This is a genomic window from Paludicola sp. MB14-C6 (genome assembly GCF_030908625.1).
GTDB lineage: Bacteria > Bacillota > Clostridia > Oscillospirales > Ruminococcaceae > Paludihabitans.
The window spans coordinates 2095731-2116884 of record NZ_CP133133.1 but is presented as its reverse complement, the minus strand read 5'-3'; the positions used below and the strand labels follow the sequence as shown (position 1 = coordinate 2116884).

The window sequence follows — 21154 nt, the reverse complement described above, 5'->3', positions numbered from 1 at the left end:
AAGATAATAAATTCAAGTATGAAAGGAAGTATTTTTTTATGGAAAAGCAACCGAAAGAGTTATTAAAAGAGTATGTGAACAGCCAAAACTTCACAAGCACAACAGAGGTTATGCAGGCAATGAAAGAGATGTTCAAAGATGTTCTTCAGCAAGTTATGGATAGTGAATTAGACGAAGAATTGGGTTACCAAAAAAGTCAAAGAATAGCGAACGATGACGGAAAAAGCATGTCGAAAAATTATCGAAATGGATATTCAAAGAAAACAGTTAAAACACAACTTGGCGAAGTGGATATTAATGTTCCTCGTGATAGAAACGGTGAATTTGAACCACAAATTATTGGTAAATATAATCGTAATGCTGACGGGATGGAAGAAAAAATTATTGCACTTTACTCTTGTGGCATGTCTCAACGAGATATTGCTGAACAAGTAAAAAATCTTTATGATGTAGAAATTTCAGATGGACTAGTAAGCAAGATAACAGAAAAAATAATGCCGGAAGTAACAGCATGGCAAAACCGTCCACTAGATAGTGTATACCCATTTGTGTTCATGGATGCAATACACTACAAAGTAAAAGAAAACAATCAGTTTGTAACGAAAGCAGCATATGTGGTTTTAGGAATTACACTTGAAGGAAATAAAGATATATTGGGCATTTGGATTGGAGAAAACGAGAGCTCAAAATTCTGGTTGAGCGTTATGAATGACTTGAAATCAAGGGGTTTGCAAGATGTATACCTATTTTGTGTTGACGGTTTAAAAGGTTTTAAAGAAGCAATCAATGCAGCATATCCCAAAGCGCACATTCAACGTTGTATTATACATCAAATTCGATATTCAACACGATATGTAGGATACAAAGATATCAAGAAGTTAATGGCAGATCTAAAACTAGTATATCAAGCTGTTACAGAGGAAGAAGCATTGAATAATCTAATATCATTCAAAGAAAAATGGGGTAAAAGTTATCCTTCTTGCATAAAGAGTTGGGAGGATAACTGGGATATACTATCAACCTTTTTTGCATATCCAACTGATGTAAGGAAAATAATATACACAACTAATATTATGGGTATACCAAGAATTTTGTGTAAATATAAAAACAATCAGAACAAGAAATAGGAACAAAATAGTAATTGACATAGTGTATAGGTTAGTTGAAACAAGTTTATTTAATGACAAAAGGGGCATGCCCCTTTTGTCATTAAATTTTGGCGGCTGAACATAGAATCATCCAGCGATTCTGTCCGAAAACATGATGTTTAATTGGTTTAAAACAACGTCCCAATTTCGACAACGTTGTGTCCATCGTTCGACAATTTTCTTTGAAGCTAAATACAGTATCCTTTTTAAACTATCATCATTTTGAAATGATGGTTTGTTCTTGGTTATTTGTCTGAACTGCCTGTTTAATCCCTCAATAATATTAGTTGTGTATATTATTTTCCTTACATCAGTTGGATATGCAAAAAAGGTTGATAGTATATCCCAGTTATCCTCCCAACTCTTTATGCAAGAAGGATAACTTTTACCCCATTTTTCTTTGAATGATATTAGATTATTCAATGCTTCTTCCTCTGTAACAGCTTGATATACTAGTTTTAGATCTGCCATTAACTTCTTGATATCTTTGTATCCTACATATCGTGTTGAATATCGAATTTGATGTATAATACAACGTTGAATGTGCGCTTTGGGATATGCTGCATTGATTGCTTCTTTAAAACCTTTTAAACCGTCAACACAAAATAGGTATACATCTTGCAAACCCCTTGATTTCAAGTCATTCATAACGCTCAACCAGAATTTTGAGCTCTCGTTTTCTCCAATCCAAATGCCCAATATATCTTTATTTCCTTCAAGTGTAATTCCTAAAACCACATATGCTGCTTTCGTTACAAACTGATTGTTTTCTTTTACTTTGTAGTGTATTGCATCCATGAACACAAATGGGTATACACTATCTAGTGGACGGTTTTGCCATGCTGTTACTTCCGGCATTATTTTTTCTGTTATCTTGCTTACTAGTCCATCTGAAATTTCTACATCATAAAGATTTTTTACTTGTTCAGCAATATCTCGTTGAGACATGCCACAAGAGTAAAGTGCAATAATTTTTTCTTCCATCCCGTCAGCATTACGATTATATTTACCAATAATTTGTGGTTCAAATTCACCGTTTCTATCACGAGGAACATTAATATCCACTTCGCCAAGTTGTGTTTTAACTGTTTTCTTTGAATATCCATTTCGATAATTTTTCGACATGCTTTTTCCGTCATCGTTCGCTATTCTTTGACTTTTTTGGTAACCCAATTCTTCGTCTAATTCACTATCCATAACTTGCTGAAGAACATCTTTGAACATCTCTTTCATTGCCTGCATAACCTCTGTTGTGCTTGTGAAGTTTTGGCTGTTCACATACTCTTTTAATAACTCTTTCGGTTGCTTTTCCATAAAAAAATACTTCCTTTCATACTTGAATTTATTATCTTAATTCTTGTCTGATTGGAAGTACCTTATTCACTTTTACACAAAATTTTCGGGAGTCTTAATATTATTGAGGGATTAAACAGGCAGTTCAGACAAATAACCAAGAACAAACCATCATTTCAAAATGATGATAGTTTAAAAAGGATACTGTATTTAGCTTCAAAGAAAATTGTCGAACGATGGACACAACGTTGTCGAAATTGGGACGTTGTTTTAAACCAATTAAACATCATGTTTTCGGACAGAATCGCTGGATGATTCTATGTTCAGCCGCCAAAATTTAATGACAAAAGGGGCATGCCCCTTTTGTCATTAAATAAACTTGTTTCAACTAACCTATACACTATGTCAATTACTATTTTGTTCCTATTTCTTGTTCTGATTGTTTTTATATTTACACAAAATTCTTGGTATACCCAAACCACTAGTGAACTAGTGGTTTGCTCAGACCCTAGAAGGGTCAACTCGTGCTGACCCCTCAAAGGGGTGCTGAAAGTTTGTCATCGCATCACAATTACAGGCAGCCACTATAAGTGGCTGTTTGTTTTTTGCCCTATTTCACTTGATTACCCGTAAACGGGTCCGTATATTCTTTAAATGAAATTTGGTCTTTTGCATAATCTTCTTCTAATTGGTTTCGAATGTACTCTGCTATTTTCTTTTCATTTTTTCCTACTGTATCTACAAAATAACCTCTACACCAAAAATTTCGTGATCCATATTTATATTTTAAATTTGCATGCCTATCGAATATCATCAGTGCACTCTTACTCTTGAGTGTTCCTACAAACTGTGATATACTCATATACGGTGGAATACTTACTAACATGTGTATGTGATCTACACATGCCTCCGCTTCTATTATTTCCACTTTCATTTCTGTGCATAATTTTCGAAATATTTCACCTACATCTCTTCGCAAATCTTTATAAATTATTTTTCTTCTATATTTTGGTGCAAACACTATATGGTATTCGCACCTATAACTTGAATGTGCTGTCTGTTTTACTTCATTTTTCATTGCTTAATTCCTCCTTGTTATCTTTGTGATACGGTCGCCAAACCGTCACTATTTTAACATGGAGGTTTTATTTTTGCCAAGGCTTTTTTACCTACCCCTGGTAGAACCAGGGGTTTTATTAAGCCTAAAGGCAACAATCAAACAAGTTAAACATAATTATGTTTAACTTGTTTTTTTGTAAATTATAAGTGAAAAAGACCAATTGACAGGTAAACATAATTATGTTACAATCAATTCAAATAATAATTGGAGTTGTAAAGATTAGTATGGATTATAAAGAATTACCTAGATTAATTGACATTAGCTGTGTTAGAACCAATGTCACAATGGATGAACTTGAAAAGATGGTTCAACTTGCAAAACAATATAGATTTATATGCTGTTTTGCAATGCCTTGTTTTACGCCTTGGCTTGCGAACGCATTGAAAGATGAAAAAGATATTTTACTTGGTGGAGTAGTCGGATTCCCTTCTGGTGCTGATTCCACAAAAGCAAAATTATATACTGCAAAAGAACTAATGCAAATAGGCTGCAATGAGCTAGATATGGTCATAAATGTTGGTGCTTTAAAATCTGAACAATACAAAATAGTTGAAGATGATATTAAGGCAATTGTTGATGCAGCAAATGGTTTACCTGTAAAATCAATTTTGGAAGTAGCCTATTTAACAGATTACGAAATACAAAAAGCAAGTGAACTTGCAGTTAAGGCAGGTGTTACATTTGTGAAAACTGGTACTGGATGGGCAAATAAACCGACAACAGTTAACCATATTAAGTTGATTAAAAAAGCAATAGGAAAAAGTGCAAAAATAAAGGCTGCTGGTGGGATAAGAGATGTTGAAACTATAGAGAGCATGATTAACGAAGGCTGTTCAAGATTTGGAATTGGTATTAACTCAGCAATTAACATTATGAATTCTGCTTTCAACAACTTAACTAATGAATTTACTAAAAATAAAAAAAATGATACATATTAAGTAGGTGAAGGAATGCAGTGTATTTTAGCGTATGATCTAGGAACTGGTGGGGTAAAAGCATCATTATTTAATAAAGATGGAAAAAATATTTCATACACTTTTATTGAATATGAAACGTATTACTCAATAGGAGGTTATCATGAGCAAAATCCAAATGATTGGTTTAATGCAATTATAAAAGCAACCAATCAACTTATGAATAGCTCTGATACTTTGCCAGCCGATATAATGGGCATCGGTCTATCAGGCCATAGTTTAGGTATTGTCCCAATTGATTGTAATGGCAGATTGTTAGTAGAAAAAACACCAATTTGGTCAGATACTAGAGCAAAATCACAAGCAGAAACTTTCTTTAAATTTGTTAATTATGCAACTTGGTATTATAAAACAGGTAATGGCTTTCCTGCTCACCTATACTCTATATTTAAAATTGCTTGGTGCAAGCAAAATCAAAAAGAAATATATGATAATACATATAAATTTTTAGGAACAAAAGATTATATCAATTACCTACTCACAAATGTGGCACTAACAGACTATTCATATGCTTCAGGCAGCGGCGTGTATGATTTGCTTGATAAAAAATATTGTGATGAATATATTCAAATAATAGGAATAGAAAAAAATAAATTACCTGAAATCATAGCTTCTAGTGAAGTGATTGGTATGCTTCAAAAGGAGGCGGCACAAAAGCTGGGCTTAATAGAGGGCATACCTGTTGTTTGTGGCGGCGTAGATAATGCTTGCATGAGTCTTGGCGCTGGTTGCTTTGAACAAGGCGACACGTATGCTTCACTTGGTTCATCGGCTTGGGTTACAGTTGCAACAAAAAAGCCCATTGTTGATTTTCAAAATAAACCTTATGTATGGGCACATTGCGTAAATGATATGTATATTCCTTCAGTTGGAGTTTTCTCTTCTGGAAGTTCATTAAAATGGGTAAAAGACAATTTTTTTAGTGATCTTAATCACTATGATAATCCATATGCAAAGATAGACGAGTTAGCAGAGCAATCTCCGGTTGGTGCTAAAGGACTTGTTTTTTGTCCACAACTCGCAGGTGGATCTTCAATTGATATATCATATAATGTAAGAGGCGGCTTTTTTGGTTAGATTTAAGTCATAATAAATCAGACATTGCAAGATCAGTTTTAGAAGGAATTGCTTATAATTTAAAATCTGCTTATGATGTTCTAAATAATAGAACAGAATTATCTTCACAACTGCTTTTAGTTGGTGGCGGAGCGCAAAGTTCAATTTTTAGACAAATTTATTCGGATGTATTTGAAATTGAAATGATAAAAACTAATGTTATGCAGGATGCGGCTTCATTAGGAGCTGCTGCACTTGCCGCTGTAGGATGTGGATTTTGGGATAATTATAATGTAATTAAAAAAGTGCATGAAAATATTTCCATTACCAAACCAATAAGAAGAAATTGTGAAAAATATAGAGAACTATATCAAAGATACTTAAAAGTCTGTGAAGCACAAGCAAAAATATCTGATATGATATAGTAATACATAGATTGGAAGTGAACCATTTGAATAGTTTTGAATATTCAAATCCAGTAAAAGTTATATTTAATGAGAATTCATTAAATTGTATAGGTGAGGAAACGAAACAGTATGGCAATAATGCATTATTGGTTTCATATACAGATATTTCATTTTTACAAAGTACAATCAATATAATAAAAAGTAGTTTGCATGAAAATGGAGTTAATCTAACAGAGTGTTTTATAGTTACTGCAAATCCAACTATCGCACAGGCACAACAAGGTGTTACTCTATGTAAAGAAAAAAATATTGATATTATTATTGGACTTGGCGGAGGAAGTGTAATGGACTGCGCTAAAGTAATTGCTGCAGGCGTGTATTTTGATGATAATTTATCCCAAATGGTAGCTTATAGTCATAAGAATTCAGTTCAAATTCCACCCAAACAGGCACTAGCTACAATTATGATACCAACTTTACCTGCAACAGGAAGTGAGATGAACCCAACTGCCGTTATAACTAATGAATTAACACATAAAAAATCATATGTATGGGCACCAAATTGTTTGTATCCAAAGGTTGCAATCATAGATCCAACATTAACTGTAAATCTTCCTCCATATCAATCTGCATGTGGGGCATTAGACACTTTAGCACATATAGTTGAATCATATTTTAATGGAAACAATACTAATCTTGATTTACAAGATAGAATGCAGGAAGGAGTAATAAAGGCAGTTTTTGAAAATCTACCTCGTGTCATAGAAAATCCGAATGACATTCAAGCAAGAGGAGTTATGATGTGGAGTGCAAGTATTGCACTTAACGGCTGGTTGCTATCTGGCACATATACTTGGGCACCAATGCACCAAATGGGACACGTTTTGAGCGCTCGTTATCACGCAACGCACGGAGCAACACTATCTTGTATGATGCTTGCGTGGATGAAGTTTTTTGCAAATAGAGAAGATAATAATAGATACGAACAATTTGCTCAAATGATTTTTTCACAAAATCTAAGGCAAGCCGTATTAACTTTTGAAAGTTACATAAAAAAATATGGCGTTCAAACGAGAATATCTGAATTTGGTGTAAACAAAGAAGACATTGAGCAACTAGTTTCCGATGTTGTTGAAGTAAGCTTTAATGAAAATGGTGTTTTAGGAAGTAATCCTCCTTTAAGAAAAGATGACATCAAACAAATATATTTGCTTTCTTTATAAGGGGGAATATATTATTTTAAAAGGAATAGTTTTTGATGTACAACGTTTTTCAGTGCATGATGGTAATGGTATTAGGACTACCATTTTTATGAAAGGTTGTCCATTAAGATGCAAATGGTGTCACAATCCAGAGGGACTGTATAAAAATAAACAGATGCAATATTTCAGTGAAAAATGCATCGAATGTAGAAAATGCCAAGAAATATGTAGCTGTCATGCATTTATACATGGAGAGCATATTATAAACCACAATAATTGTAAGCTGTGTCAAAAATGTATCAATAACTGTCCAACACAAGCACTAACAATTTGTGGTTTTGAATTAACACCTGATGAAGTTTTAAAACTTGTCTTAAAAGATAAAGATTTCTATGGTGTTGATGGTGGAGTGACATTTTCAGGTGGTGAAGCAATGCTGCAGGCTGAATTTGTAGTTGAATGCATGAAGCTATGCAAAGTGGTAGGCATTAACACTACAATTGATACCTGTGGATATGCAAGTTGGGAGCTTTTTGAGAAAACCTTACCATATTGCGATTTGTACTTATATGATATAAAAGCATTTGATGAAGGGATTCATAGAAATGCAACAGGAGTTTCTAACAAGCTTATTTTGGAGAATTTGATAAACTTAGATAAACATAACAAACCAATTTGGATTAGAATTCCTGTTATAGATGGAGTGAATTCTACCCAAAAAGAAATGGAATATATAGCAAATTTTATTAAGCCACTGCAAAATATAAAAAAAGTAACTCTAATGCCATATCACACTTTAGGAAAGAGCAAATATAAAACATTAGGATTCGATTATTGCTATAACACTACGAAGTTAATAGAAAATCATACGTTATCTAAATATAAACAGATTTTTATTAATAATGGAATCAATATTGATTAGTGGAGGGTTAATATGACAAGGACGCAATACCTTCGAGAACAGACTATAACAAGCAAAAATAAAGTTGCTAGAGTTTCAATGCCATCAGATTGGACAACTGCCACTGAAAATGCCAGTTTGTGCGAGCGAAAAGCAATGGGTGCAAAAATGATATTTGAGAATATGCCACTATATATTGGTGAGCAAGAGCTAATTGTCGGAACACGTACTATGCTATGTGCAAACAAAGGAAATGAGGATAATCATGATATTAGCGATTATTGCTTGCAAGCATATCCGAGTTATGTAAATCAAACTGATATTGATTATTTTGGTTTTAACGAACAGTTTTATAATAAAACTCACTACACTCCCGATTATTCAATAATACTTGAACAAGGAATAGATGGGATTATTGCTAATTGTAAGACGAAATTAAATGAAAATAATCTTTCTCAAGATAATATTGATTTTCTTAATAGCGTAATAATTGCATATAATGGGCTATCATGTTTAATTAACAGATATAGTGAATATGCTTTCAAATTATCACAACAAGAAAGAAACAATAAAAGAAAATTAGAGCTTTTAGAAATTAGTCGTGTATGTAAATGTATCTCACATAAACCAGCATCTAATTTTTATGAAGCAATTCAGCTTATGTGGTTTGCACATTTAGCAACTTTAATTGAAAGTTTTGAATTTATAAACTATGGTAGATTAGATGTGATTTTTAATAAATACCTTGCAAATACAAAATACGAAGATGCACAGCAGTTAATTGAATGCTTACTTTTAAAGATGTATGATCAAGTAGATTTAAATCAAAGTTATTTGAATAAGTATGCAGCTCAACTAAATATCACAATTGGAGGCATATTAGAAAATGGGGATAACGCAGTTAATGCAGTTTCTTTTATGATACTAAATGGAGTTGAAAAGACTGCCCTTCCTGAGCCAGAAATTAGTATTAGAATCAACAGTAAAAACCCTCCTGAATTTCTTAAAAAGGCAACCCAACTTTCGGTAAGAGGACTAAATTTTATATCATATTATAATGATGATTTATTTATTGAAAGTATGATAAAAGCCGGAGTAGAGGTGAAATATGCTCGAGATTACAGCTTTGATTTATGTCAAGATATTACAATTGCCGGAAAAGGTGATTTTTACTGTTCAGGACAGATTTCTTTAGTTAATACATTGATGGATTTCTTATCTACTGCAAAAGATAATTTGACTTTTGATGAGTTTATTACACAATTTAAAGAAAAATTAGGTAATGTAATAAAAGTAAAAATTGAACATTTTAACCGTACACATAAAGCTTTTCTAGAATATAAAAATGGCAATAAGCAATATTATTTTAACGAACTAAAAAACAATAAAATTTCTTCAAATCTAGAATGGCGTTCTCTCATGTGCCCACTTCCAATTCTATCTCCATTATTCCATGGTAGTATAGATTCAGCAACAGACATGACACTTGAAAGTTATCCGGTTAAGCACAAGGGCGTATTTATTGGCTGCCCGACAGAAGGAATTAACTCACTTGCGGCAATTAAAAAGTATGTATATGATTTAAAGAAGTATAAATTATCTGAGGTTTATAATGCTTGTGAGAATAACTTTGAAGGTCTTGATGGTGAAATCATGCGAAATGAACTATGGAATGCACCAAAATGGGGTAACGATGACGATTATATTGATTTAATAGCAAAAGATATCCTTGAGTATTGTTGTAAAGAAATATCTCAATACAAAACTGTATCTGGTGGAGTGCATCTCGCTGGAATTCATCAACCGCATCCAGTTATAACTGGGCAAGCTTTAATGGCTACTCCAGAAGGCAGAAAACAAGGAACTCCTGTTGCAGTAACTTTAACCCCAGAAAGTGGAACAATGAAAAATGGACCAACTGCAACATTAAAATCTGCTGCAAAAATTGATTATCAATGTATTCAATGGAATTATTGTGTTATGATTTCATATTTTGCTTCAACTTTTAAAGGCAATAATGGTAGTGAGATTTTAGAAAACCTTATTAAATCTTATTTTTCAATTGGTGGTTTGCAACATCAACCAAATGTAATGGATCTTGACGATTTAAAGAATGCTCAACTTAATCCCGAAAAGTATAAAGATTTGATTGTAAGACTCTGGGGTGTCTCTGCTCACTTTGTAGATTTACCTAAGGAACTGCAAGACGAAATGATTGCTAGATTAGATTAGTATTCATATGAGACTCCCGAAAATTTTGTGTAAAAGTGAATAAGGTACTTCCAATCAGACAAGAATTAAGATAATAAATTCAAGTATGAAAGGAAGTATTTTTTTATGGAAAAGCAACCGAAAGAGTTATTAAAAGAGTATGTGAACAGCCAAAACTTCACAAGCACAACAGAGGTTATGCAGGCAATGAAAGAGATGTTCAAAGATGTTCTTCAGCAAGTTATGGATAGTGAATTAGACGAAGAATTGGGTTACCAAAAAAGTCAAAGAATAGCGAACGATGACGGAAAAAGCATGTCGAAAAATTATCGAAATGGATATTCAAAGAAAACAGTTAAAACACAACTTGGCGAAGTGGATATTAATGTTCCTCGTGATAGAAACGGTGAATTTGAACCACAAATTATTGGTAAATATAATCGTAATGCTGACGGGATGGAAGAAAAAATTATTGCACTTTACTCTTGTGGCATGTCTCAACGAGATATTGCTGAACAAGTAAAAAATCTTTATGATGTAGAAATTTCAGATGGACTAGTAAGCAAGATAACAGAAAAAATAATGCCGGAAGTAACAGCATGGCAAAACCGTCCACTAGATAGTGTATACCCATTTGTGTTCATGGATGCAATACACTACAAAGTAAAAGAAAACAATCAGTTTGTAACGAAAGCAGCATATGTGGTTTTAGGAATTACACTTGAAGGAAATAAAGATATATTGGGCATTTGGATTGGAGAAAACGAGAGCTCAAAATTCTGGTTGAGCGTTATGAATGACTTGAAATCAAGGGGTTTGCAAGATGTATACCTATTTTGTGTTGACGGTTTAAAAGGTTTTAAAGAAGCAATCAATGCAGCATATCCCAAAGCGCACATTCAACGTTGTATTATACATCAAATTCGATATTCAACACGATATGTAGGATACAAAGATATCAAGAAGTTAATGGCAGATCTAAAACTAGTATATCAAGCTGTTACAGAGGAAGAAGCATTGAATAATCTAATATCATTCAAAGAAAAATGGGGTAAAAGTTATCCTTCTTGCATAAAGAGTTGGGAGGATAACTGGGATATACTATCAACCTTTTTTGCATATCCAACTGATGTAAGGAAAATAATATACACAACTAATATTATTGAGGGATTAAACAGGCAGTTCAGACAAATAACCAAGAACAAACCATCATTTCAAAATGATGATAGTTTAAAAAGGATACTGTATTTAGCTTCAAAGAAAATTGTCGAACGATGGACACAACGTTGTCGAAATTGGGACGTTGTTTTAAACCAATTAAACATCATGTTTTCGGACAGAATCGCTGGATGATTCTATGTTCAGCCGCCAAAATTTAATGACAAAAGGGGCATGCCCCTTTTGTCATTAAATAAACTTGTTTCAACTAACCTATACACTATGTCAATTACTATTTTGTTCCTATTTCTTGTTCTGATTGTTTTTATATTTACACAAAATTCTTGGTATACCCAAAATTTTTTTTTGCTTCATCATGCAAATGAAACAGCACACTACGTATCGTTTATAAACCTGACCGACCTACACAGAAAAATTCATATATGTGGTTAACGAAGTAAGCCTGGAACCATATGTTCCAGGCTTACTTCGTACAGTCTGAAGAAAAAGCCCGATTTTGGCGTAACCAAAGTCGGGCTTTTGAATATATGGTTGAAAATTTGAAAAAAGTGCAAAGGATACAAAAAGGAGAGTTCACCCTCCACTTATGTATTGCCAGCTTTTTAAGGTTCATGCACGCAAATTTAAGCCTAACCCAGTTTGTTACTTGGGCAAGACCTCGATAAGGTGTATAACGCATTGCGTATTTTTCTTTCGCATCAGCAAAAACTCGCTCAATCGTTTCTTTTCGCTGTGCATAAAGATCTTTGTATTTTATTGCATAACGAATATCTGAAACTTGCTCTAAGTACTCATGCCAAACATGAACTGTGTATTGTTTCTGGAATTCTTTACTTTCAGTGCATTTGTAACGAAACCCACAGATTTTACAGTCGTTTGGATTGCTTTTAAATTCTTTGTATCCTTCTCTATTCGTGGTGGAATAGTGTAAAACTTTATTGTTTGGACATACTACACAGTCAAAATATTCATCATATGAAAAATCATATTTCTTAAAAAAGCCTTGTTTTGTCATTGGTCTACGATATGGTACTAATAAATCTTTTCCATCATCTATAAGTCTTTTTGCAATATAGGGAGTATTGTAGGCACTATCTGCCACTATTGTTTGGATTTCGGGGTGGTTTTCTTTTAATTTATCATACAAATCATCGAATGCTACGCTGTCATGTACATTGCCTGCTGTTACATGAACATCTACAATGTAGCCTTTTTTGTCACAAGCTGTATGTGCTTCATAAGCAAGGCATTTCTTATGCTCTCCTTTATGAAATACACCGCTTTCAGGGTCAGTGGTTGATTCATTGATGATTTTTTCTTCTATTTTAGGTGGCTTTGTATCGTCAAATGGCTTTTTTTTATGTTCTTCTCTATCTTTATTGATTTCGTCCATTAGTTGTTTCTCATAATGTTTTGCTGCTACGGGGATTGATTTCTTTACAACCTTTTTTATATTTGCATTTGCTTTTATATGGGTTCCATCTACAAATACCACCTCTGGGTCAAGATATCCCATATCATTGATTTCATTCAATATCCAGTTGAAAATGCATGCAATAGTATTCTCGTTAAATCTATGTTTAAAGGCATAACTTATTGTTGTAAAGTGAGGTATTTGTTCTGTCATTAAATATCCTAAAAACCAACGATATGCACAGTTCATTTGTACTTCTTCTACCAATTTGCGCAACGAACTTATTCCATACAAATGTTGTATTAAGACCATTTTGATTAGTACTACTGGGTCTATGCTTGGTCTTCCATTATCTTTACAATACAAATCCTCTACGAAATCATATATATGACAGAAATCCACTGCACTATCTATTTTTCTAAGCAAATGTTCTGCTGGAATAAATTCTTCTAAGCACAAAAACTCTACTTGTGTTCGGTCTTTTTTAGCTTTAACTAACATTTAATCACCCTATTTAATTATACCATTTTTCGCGTCAAAAGTCCCCTAAATCATCGAATTTAGGAGACTTTTTCTACAAGCTGAACGAAGTAAGCCTGGAACCATATGTTCCAGGCTTACTTCGTATTATATATTTTATCAGTCCACCACAAACATTTGACATAGAGCCTTTTTAATGCCCTTTTCCCTCATCGGCTTCCGCCTTTTTTTGAACCCCATGCATAGCATGGGGGTTTCTTTATACAAGAAAATCCCGTCAAACGTAATGTTTAACGGGACTCATCTTATTTGGCGGAGAAGGAGAGACTCGAACTCTCGCGCCGGTTTAATCCGACCTACGCCCTTAGCAGGGGCGCCTCGTCACCAACTTGAGTACTTCTCCAAATGTGTGACGTGATTATTTATTATAAAATCAGAAGCAAGGTAACCCTTTGTCTTCTGATTTAATTGGCGGAGAGGGTGGGATTCGAACCCACGGTACCTCACGGTATCACCGGTTTTCAAGACCGGCTCCTTAAACCACTCGGACACCTCTCCAATATTTAATAGTCATTTGCGACGTAAATTATAATAACATATTACCATCTCTTTGTCAATGGTTTTTTATAATTAATTCAGATTTCGTCAAGGAAATATTATCCTTGATGTGAAACAGTTTGTTTGAGCGTTAAAAAACACATTGGTAAAAATAGTTACCAATGTGTTTTTAAAGCTATTTGTTATTCAATTTTTTCTTTCGGAAAAGAACTAGCAAGCTTCCAACAGCTACTAATATTGGCCACAAAATATTCGTATTGTCTGAAGTTTGAGGTTGTTCTGTCGGCTTAACGTCTAATCCTGAAAGTGGTGTTTCCTCATCCAAAATTTCTTCAGGCGGTATAGATGGATTTACTGGTGGCTGTACTGGTGGAATGTAAAGTTTGTTAATGAAAGCCTTTTCCCACTCAGCAATTGTATCCTCTGATGCTGAAGTTTTTCCATCTGGATAAATGGTAACTTTCATAATTGCATTTGATCTAATATAACCGCTTGGTGCAGATTGTTCACGAATCGTATACTCACCTGGGGCTATATTCTCAAACCGAACAATACCGTTTTGATCAGAAGTATCTGTCATTACAACTTCTGTTCCACGAAGCAATTCGAATACTGCCCCTGCTATACGAGTATTATTTGAAGTGTATTTTGTAAATTGAATGAAGCTTAAAGATGTGTTAATAAACTTGGTTTCTGCTGTCACTCTATTTTCACCTAATAATGAGCTTAAACCATTTTCATCAACTACCACATTTACTACTTCTTCTGACTTTTTAAAATACTCATTATGCGAGCTAACTTCCTTAATTTGATAACTACCTGGTTTTACTTTTACAAAAGTAACAACACCATTTGCATCAGAAAATACTGTGGTACCATAACTCTTATTATCTTTCAATAATTCAAATTCCGCACCAGCCAAAGTATATTTCTTATCATTTATATACTTTGTAAAAGTAATATTTCCGACAATCTCTTTATTAACAAATTGTTCTTCTAATGTTTTATCTGAATTCGTCCATGATACTATTCCATCTGAATCTACTTGAATTCCAACTGAGATTTCTGATTTAATATATCCTGCAGGTGGAGACTCTTCAGTTAATGAGTAAGTTGCTCCTGGACGTAAACCAGAAAAGCTTACTATTCCTTCACTATTAGATATGGTAGTTTGATTATAGTTATTACCTATCAAGCGGAATACTGCATTCTCTAGCTTGCTATCATCATTACTCTTCTTAGTAAAGCTAAATTCAACTTTTTTTAGATTAACAAAAGTGTCATTTAATGATATATTGTTGGTTGTAGTCGTTACTTTTGCATTATTGCTATTACCGTTGCGCTCTACTTTTACATTTACTGTTGCTTCTGATTTAAAGTGGGTATTCGGTGCAGATACTTCTTTTAAAGTATACGTTCCTTCTGGAATGCTTGCAAAGGATACTATACCATTGGTTGAAATAGCTTTTGCCCATGTTTCATTAATTGGATTAGTTTCACTTTCATTTGCATATAATCCGAATACTGCGCCGTTTACAATATCATCTTTATTATCTTTTTTATTGAAACTAAAGCTGCCAAAGACATCTACTTTCTTTTCATTCACAAACCTGCTTGTTAATGCTTCAACTTCACTCGTTTGATTTACTGCAACATTTTCTACTATTACTTTTGCTAGATTCGTATCACCATCACGTTCTACTTTTACATTTACTGTTGCTTCTGATTTAAAGTGGGTATTCGGTGCAGATACTTCTTTTAGTGTATACGTTCCTTCCGGAATGCTTGCAAAGGACACTATACCATTAGTTGAAATAGCTTTTGCCCATGTTTCATTAATTGGCGTGGTTTCACTTTCATTTGCATATAATCCGAATACTGCTCCATTTACTAAGTTTCCTTTATCATCTTTTTTATTGAAGTTGAATTTGCCAAATACATCTACTTTCTTTTCATTCACAAATTTACTTGTCAACGCTTTAACTTCACTCGTTTGATTTACTATAACATTGTCTACAACTACTTTTGAATCATTCGTCTGACCATCACGTTCCACTCTTACAACAGCCATCACTTTTGTAGGAAAGTGAGAATCCGGTGCTGCAATTTCTTTTAAGAAGTACGTGCCTTCCGGAACATTTTCAAAGGATACTTTTCCCTTTTCTATTCCTAAAAATCCAGCACTAGAAATAGCTTTTGCCCATGCTCCGTTAATTGGTGTGGTTTCTTCAGCTTTTTTGAATAATCCAAATTCCGCTTTAGCTACTTTATCCCCTGTGTTATCATTCTTATCAAAATTGAATTTTCCAAATACAGGAACTATCTTCGTATTATTGAATAGATTTTCTAACGGGGTAAGTGCTGTAGTTGGGTTATAGTTTTGATTTTCAACTGTAATTGTTGTTGTAACTTCATTTTTACCTGCTACTCTCTCTACAACTACTGTTGCTGTTTTATTTGTTTTAAAGTGGGTATCTGGTGCTGCTTTTTCAGATAAAGTATATGTTCCTACAGGGATATTTGTAAATGATACTAAACCGTTTTCTCCAGTTATAACTTCAATTGGAGTTTTTCCATCTGCTGTTAGTTGGAATGTTGCACCTTTAACATAATTTCTATCGTTATCTTTTTTACTAAATTGGAATGCTCCAAATACATCTTTCACTTGTGTGTTAACAAAGTTTGCTTTTAATGCATTATTTGCATCAGCTGCTAAATAGTTCTTTCTGTCTACAGATATGGTCGTTGTTGCTTCATTTTTACCTGATACACGTTTCACCACTACTATAGCTTTGTTTTGTGATGCAAAGTGTGTTTCTGGTGCTGATTGCTCTGTTAACTCATAAGTGCCTTCTGGAATACTTGCAAAAGATACTGTTCCATTTTCAGATAATGCTGTCATGATTACTTTTCCATTTTGTTTTAATTGGAATACTGCACCATTTACAGCTTGATTGTTATCGTCTATCTTAGTAAAGTTAAATTCACCTGTAACCTTTGTAATCAATGTATTCACAAATGTTGTTGTAACTGTTGCAACTGTTGCAACTGGTTCTTCTTGATTTACCTCTACATCATTTATTAGTACTTTACTATTGTTACTTTCAGGAATTCGTTCTACTTTTACATTTACTGTTGCTTCTGATTTAAAGTGGGTATCATCACCATTTACATTTTGCGGTGGAGTTTTTTCTGATAGTGTATATACACCTTCAGGAATATTGCTGAAAGAAACGACTCCACTATTGTTTGAAGTTGCGTTAAAAATGTTATTGCCTTGTTTGAGCTCAAATACAGCACCTTTTAATGGCTTATTTGTACCTGTTTCTTGTTTTACAAAACTTAGCTTTCCTGTTACATCTAATTTTTTAAGGTTTTTAAAAGTTTCAACAGGTGAGTTGTCATCTGATGTTATAATCTTTACAAGTGACTGATTGGTCATTCCATCTCTTGTAACAAGTACTGTTGCTGATGCTCTTGTTTTAAAATGAGTGGATGGTGCTGATATTTCATTTAAAGTATATCTTCCTTCTGGGATATTATCAAAAGATACTTTTCCATCCGCTTGTGTTGTTGTAGTTTTCAGCAATTCATTAGATCCGTTATCAAGTTTATATAAACCAAACGTTGCACCGCTAACTGGGACCGGGTTGACACTATTATCTACCTTATTAAAGCTAACAGACCCGAATACAGAAACTTGTTTTGTGTTAACGAAATAAGTTTCCAAGTCATTTGAATATCTGATTGAACCATCATTTGCAACAACCACACTTACGCTGCCATCAACTTTGAAATAATTTGCAGGTGCTGACTCTTCAGTTAATGAGTAAGTTACTCCTGGACGTAAACCATCAAAGCTTACTACTCCTTCACTATTAGATGCTGCAGTTTGATTATAGTTATTACCTATCAAGCGGAATACTGCATTCTCTAGCTTGCTGTTATCATTGCCTTTCTTAGTAAAGCTAAATCCAACTTTTTTAACGTTAACAAATGTATCATCCAATGATTGATTACCATTTGTTGTAATCGTAACTTTTGCATTATTGGTATTACCGTCACGCTCTACTTTTACAGTTGCCGTTTCCGTACTGATAAAGTGTGTATTTGGTGCTACAAACTCAGCTATCTCATAAGTGCCTTCCGGTATTGCATCAAAAGTAACTTTACCATCTGCACCTGAATTTGCCTCAGCAACTTTAACATGCGTTTGTTGATTTGTTAAATGGAAAACAGCGCCTGATACATACGCTCCGGTATTGTCTTTTTTATTGAATTCTACTTTACCAAAAACATTTACTTTCTTCTCATTTTTAAAAAGCTCTTGTAAAGATTTATTTCCTTCTGAGATAATAATTGTTTGAGCCGTATTGGTATTTACAATTCTTTCAACCTTTATCGTAGCTGTTGCAGAAGTTTTTAAATGAGTTGAAGGTACTTGGAATTCAGATAAAGTATATGTTCCCTCCGGAATATTAGAGAATATTACCTCACCTAGATTGTTTGACGTTGCACTCAATGTTGCATTGGTTTTGTTATTTACCAAATGAAAAATTGCATCTTTTACATTCGCACCTGTGTTGTCCGTCTTGGTGAATTCTAAGCTACCATAGACCTCTTTTTTTACCATATTGACAAATGTTTGTTCTAGAGATCTTGAATCAGGTGTAGTCGTAACTTTAGCACGATTGGTGTTACCATCGCGTTGCACTTGAATGGTTGCATAATTGCTTGATGTAATATGAGAGTTTGGTGCTGCAATTTCTTTTAAGAAATATGTTCCTTCCGGAATGTTAGCAAATGATACTATGCCATTCGCAGATGTTGCTTTTGCCCATGCTCCGTTAATTGGTGTGGTATCGCTTAGTTTTGCAAATAATCCAAATTCTGCGCCGTTTACGAAAGCGCCTTTGTCGTCTTTTTTATTAAAATTAAAACTACCAAATACATCTTCTTTAAAATAATTATAATACTCGATTCCCTTCCAATTTTCAAAATTGATTGTATTCTTATTTACAATTTCAAAATCAATCGGATTACCTTTTAAATAGCCAGTAGGTGCTTCAGCTTCAACTAAAGTATAAAGGCCATACGGAATATTTTCAAAATCAACCTTACCCTGGTGATCAGAAAGAGCCTCTGCTACTACTCTATCGGTTCCACGCTCTACTACTTGGAACCTTGCGTTAACTAACTTAAGATCGTGATTACCGTTATTATCGACATTTCCTACTTTAAAAAAGTGGAATTTTGCAACTGCAGTTTCCAAGTTTACAAGTAATTTCTCAACCTCATTATATTGAACGTTATGAATATTAGACAATGACTTATTATTATATTCGTAAGTGACCTCAGCTCTTCCACTATGTTCAGATACAGTTACATCAATAACAACATTGGATTTCATGTAACCATTAGGTGCTGTGATCTCAGTTAATTCATAGTTTCCAAGAGGAATGTTTTTAAAAATTGCAGTACCTTGGTCAGGTCCATTTTCATCCCATTCTTGAGTCTTGGTCGTTGCAGTATAAATAATACCTAAATCTTTATCCTTTAATTGATAGGTTGCGCCATTTAGCCAAACTACCTTTTTATCTTTTTTATCATCTTTTAATTCGCTTTGTTCAAATTGCTTTTTAGTTCCATTATAGCCTAGCTTGTGCATTACAATTTCTGCGGAGTACTTGGAATTGGTAAAATACTCTTCCACATCAGCATTACTTATTTCTACACCATTAGCATTAAAGAACTTAACAAGCACTATACCATCTGCTGATTTTAAAACACGAACAGTAATTTTTGCATTTGATTTTATATATCCGCTTGGAGCTGATTTCTCGGTTAAGGTATATTCACCTATCGGAATGTTTGAAAATGCAACTTCTCCTAATTCTACTGTGGTTGAGGTGCATTCCTGAAAAAGTCCCAAAATATCCCAAAAATAATCATGACTTCTTTGTTCAGTACCAAACGACGTTGCAGTAAACTTTTTCTTTGTTTCATTATTAGTTAACTCAAAAGTGGCTCCATTTAAACCCGGACATTCTGTTGTAAAAGAATGAAAAAGCTCGGGACAGGAAACGACTTTTGTAGGATTCGCTTTTTTTGTAAATTTAAAGTTTGTTAATGCAGGTTCATCCTTTGGAGGAACTTTTCCACGGAAAGGAAAATGATGAAATTCAAATCCTTCTACACCTTCTACATTTTTGCATACTAAAGTACCGTTAATAGAACTACCACCATCAGTAGCTTTCAAATCAGAATGCGGCGCTAAAACAGATCCAAATAAATAGTTTGTGCCTGCTCTTGAAACTACTTTTGTAATATTGCTATTCACATTGTAAAGCACTCTGCCGGCAAATTCAGCAGTTGCTTTTTTCCTATTAACAAGAGGGGTACTACCATTGTTTTCACCTGTGCACAAGGTAACTGTTCCATTGCCTTGTACATTCAATATAACAGTAGAATCTTTAGGTATTTTAAACTCTACTGATTTTCTTGCAAAATCCAATACAGAATAATCAACATTGAATATATTTATCTCTTTTGTACCGATAAATGTAATTTTATCAGACTTGTTTTCTATGGTACCGTTTGCAGATAACGAAGAAATATAGCGATTCATTTCGATTAAATCAGCTTGTGCAGCTTTTAAATATGCATCCGCCTTTTCTGTTCGAATAAATGGTTTCCAACTAGAAGTATATTGAGCATGCATACCAACTACTACATCCCCGAATTTTACAGGGCAAGATGCGGTACCAAAACCTGCTAATAGTAACCCAAGTTTAAATTGAGGCGCAATGCCATTATCAATAGCATCTGGCTCAATCCAAGGAACTGTATGAGAACCAAAACGTGTTCCAATTGGGACACAAGCTATTGAAGATTCACTTTTTATTCCATTGGGTGAAACATTATATGGAAAAATACTTCCATTGGAAGCAACCGGGCCTTCACTGTCGGATAATTTTGTAATATTCCCCAAAACGGTAGCATTAAAATTAGATGCACCGCCAAATGGGTTAGTATCACTTGGCTTATCCCATACTAAGTTATAGTTAGTATTTTTAGACATACTTGTTCCTGTGGTGTCTTGGGATTTAGATAAAGGTTCAGCATAAACCATGTTAATACCATTTGATAACAACATTAACACAGATAAAACACATGCAACAAGTTTTCGCAATCTCATATACATACTCCTT

General features: G+C 33.8%; 11 protein-coding genes, 2 tRNA genes and 2 pseudogenes. 9 read left to right on the top strand and 6 right to left on the bottom strand.

What is annotated here, in order from left to right:
* Positions 1–38 precede the first annotated feature (38 nt).
* Positions 39–1076, top strand: a pseudogene (locus RBG61_RS10105) (IS256 family transposase); the annotation flags it as partial.
* Between the two features lie 159 nt (positions 1077–1235).
* On the opposite strand, the gene RBG61_RS10100 reads toward RBG61_RS10105, so the two are convergent.
* Positions 1236–2462, bottom strand: coding sequence for an IS256 family transposase (locus tag RBG61_RS10100; protein ID WP_307942478.1), 1227 nt, complete (start codon positions 2460–2462; stop codon positions 1236–1238).
* A gap of 87 nt (positions 2463–2549) precedes the next feature.
* Here RBG61_RS10100 and RBG61_RS14060 point away from each other — a divergent pair.
* Positions 2550–2756 (top strand): annotated as a pseudogene (locus RBG61_RS14060) (IS256 family transposase); the annotation flags it as partial.
* Between the two features lie 295 nt (positions 2757–3051).
* Here the strand turns inward: RBG61_RS14060 and tnpA are convergent.
* Positions 3052–3519: an IS200/IS605 family transposase gene (gene tnpA, locus RBG61_RS10095; protein WP_307942351.1), complete on the bottom strand. Its 468-nt coding sequence runs from the start codon at positions 3517–3519 to the stop codon at positions 3052–3054.
* A gap of 221 nt (positions 3520–3740) precedes the next feature.
* Here tnpA and deoC point away from each other — a divergent pair, with 221 nt between their 5' ends.
* The 7 genes from deoC (at position 3741) to RBG61_RS10060 (ending at position 11665) form a co-directional block, all read left to right on the top strand.
* Complete coding sequence (gene deoC, locus RBG61_RS10090; protein WP_307943145.1) at positions 3741–4499, top strand: deoxyribose-phosphate aldolase; 759 nt, start codon at positions 3741–3743, stop codon at positions 4497–4499.
* Positions 4500–4511: 12 nt separating this feature from the next.
* Positions 4512–5612 (top strand): xylulokinase, encoded by a 1101-nt coding sequence (locus tag RBG61_RS10085; protein ID WP_307943143.1) that lies wholly within the window; start codon positions 4512–4514, stop codon positions 5610–5612.
* Between the two features lie 23 nt (positions 5613–5635).
* On the top strand, positions 5636–6016 hold the full coding sequence (locus RBG61_RS10080) for an FGGY-family carbohydrate kinase (RefSeq protein ID WP_307947255.1): 381 nt from the start codon (positions 5636–5638) through the stop codon (positions 6014–6016).
* A 26-nt stretch (positions 6017–6042) separates the two neighbouring features.
* Positions 6043–7221, top strand: coding sequence for an iron-containing alcohol dehydrogenase (locus RBG61_RS10075; protein ID WP_307943141.1), 1179 nt, complete (start codon positions 6043–6045; stop codon positions 7219–7221).
* Between the two features lie 88 nt (positions 7222–7309).
* Positions 7310–8122 (top strand): glycyl-radical enzyme activating protein, encoded by an 813-nt coding sequence (locus RBG61_RS10070; protein ID WP_307943139.1) that lies wholly within the window; start codon positions 7310–7312, stop codon positions 8120–8122.
* A gap of 12 nt (positions 8123–8134) precedes the next feature.
* Entirely contained in the window at positions 8135–10333 is a 2199-nt protein-coding gene (locus RBG61_RS10065) for a pyruvate formate lyase family protein (protein ID WP_307943138.1), read from the top strand.
* Between the two features lie 105 nt (positions 10334–10438).
* Positions 10439–11665 carry an IS256 family transposase gene (locus RBG61_RS10060; RefSeq protein ID WP_307942478.1) on the top strand — a complete coding sequence of 409 codons (1227 nt, stop codon included), beginning with the start codon at positions 10439–10441 and terminating at the stop codon, positions 11663–11665.
* A gap of 289 nt (positions 11666–11954) precedes the next feature.
* Here the strand turns inward: RBG61_RS10060 and RBG61_RS10055 are convergent, their stop codons facing one another.
* The 4 genes from RBG61_RS10055 to RBG61_RS10040 all read right to left on the bottom strand — a co-directional run bounded on the left by RBG61_RS10055 (position 11955) and on the right by RBG61_RS10040 (position 21141).
* Entirely contained in the window at positions 11955–13406 is a 1452-nt protein-coding gene (locus tag RBG61_RS10055; protein WP_307943137.1) for an IS1182 family transposase, read from the bottom strand.
* Between the two features lie 289 nt (positions 13407–13695).
* Positions 13696–13788 (bottom strand) — tRNA-Ser (locus RBG61_RS10050).
* 66 nt (positions 13789–13854) lie between these two features.
* Positions 13855–13943, bottom strand: a tRNA-Ser gene (locus tag RBG61_RS10045).
* A 175-nt stretch (positions 13944–14118) separates the two neighbouring features.
* Entirely contained in the window at positions 14119–21141 is a 7023-nt protein-coding gene (locus RBG61_RS10040; RefSeq protein ID WP_307943135.1) for a SpaA isopeptide-forming pilin-related protein, read from the bottom strand.
* Positions 21142–21154: the final 13 nt, after the last annotated feature.

Coding starts and splice junctions, on each gene's coding strand:
- RBG61_RS10100 (WP_307942478.1), bottom strand. CDS start 2,462: ATGGAAAAGCAACCGAAAGAGTTATTAAAAGAGTATGTGAACAGCCAA.
- tnpA (WP_307942351.1), bottom strand. CDS start 3,519: ATGAAAAATGAAGTAAAACAGACAGCACATTCAAGTTATAGGTGCGAA.
- deoC (WP_307943145.1), top strand. CDS start 3,741: ATGTTACAATCAATTCAAATAATAATTGGAGTTGTAAAGATTAGTATG.
- RBG61_RS10085 (WP_307943143.1), top strand. CDS start 4,512: ATGCAGTGTATTTTAGCGTATGATCTAGGAACTGGTGGGGTAAAAGCA.
- RBG61_RS10070 (WP_307943139.1), top strand. CDS start 7,310: ATGAAAGGTTGTCCATTAAGATGCAAATGGTGTCACAATCCAGAGGGA.
- RBG61_RS10065 (WP_307943138.1), top strand. CDS start 8,135: ATGACAAGGACGCAATACCTTCGAGAACAGACTATAACAAGCAAAAAT.
- RBG61_RS10060 (WP_307942478.1), top strand. CDS start 10,439: ATGGAAAAGCAACCGAAAGAGTTATTAAAAGAGTATGTGAACAGCCAA.
- RBG61_RS10055 (WP_307943137.1), bottom strand. CDS start 13,406: ATGTTAGTTAAAGCTAAAAAAGACCGAACACAAGTAGAGTTTTTGTGC.
- RBG61_RS10040 (WP_307943135.1), bottom strand. CDS start 21,141: ATGAGATTGCGAAAACTTGTTGCATGTGTTTTATCTGTGTTAATGTTG.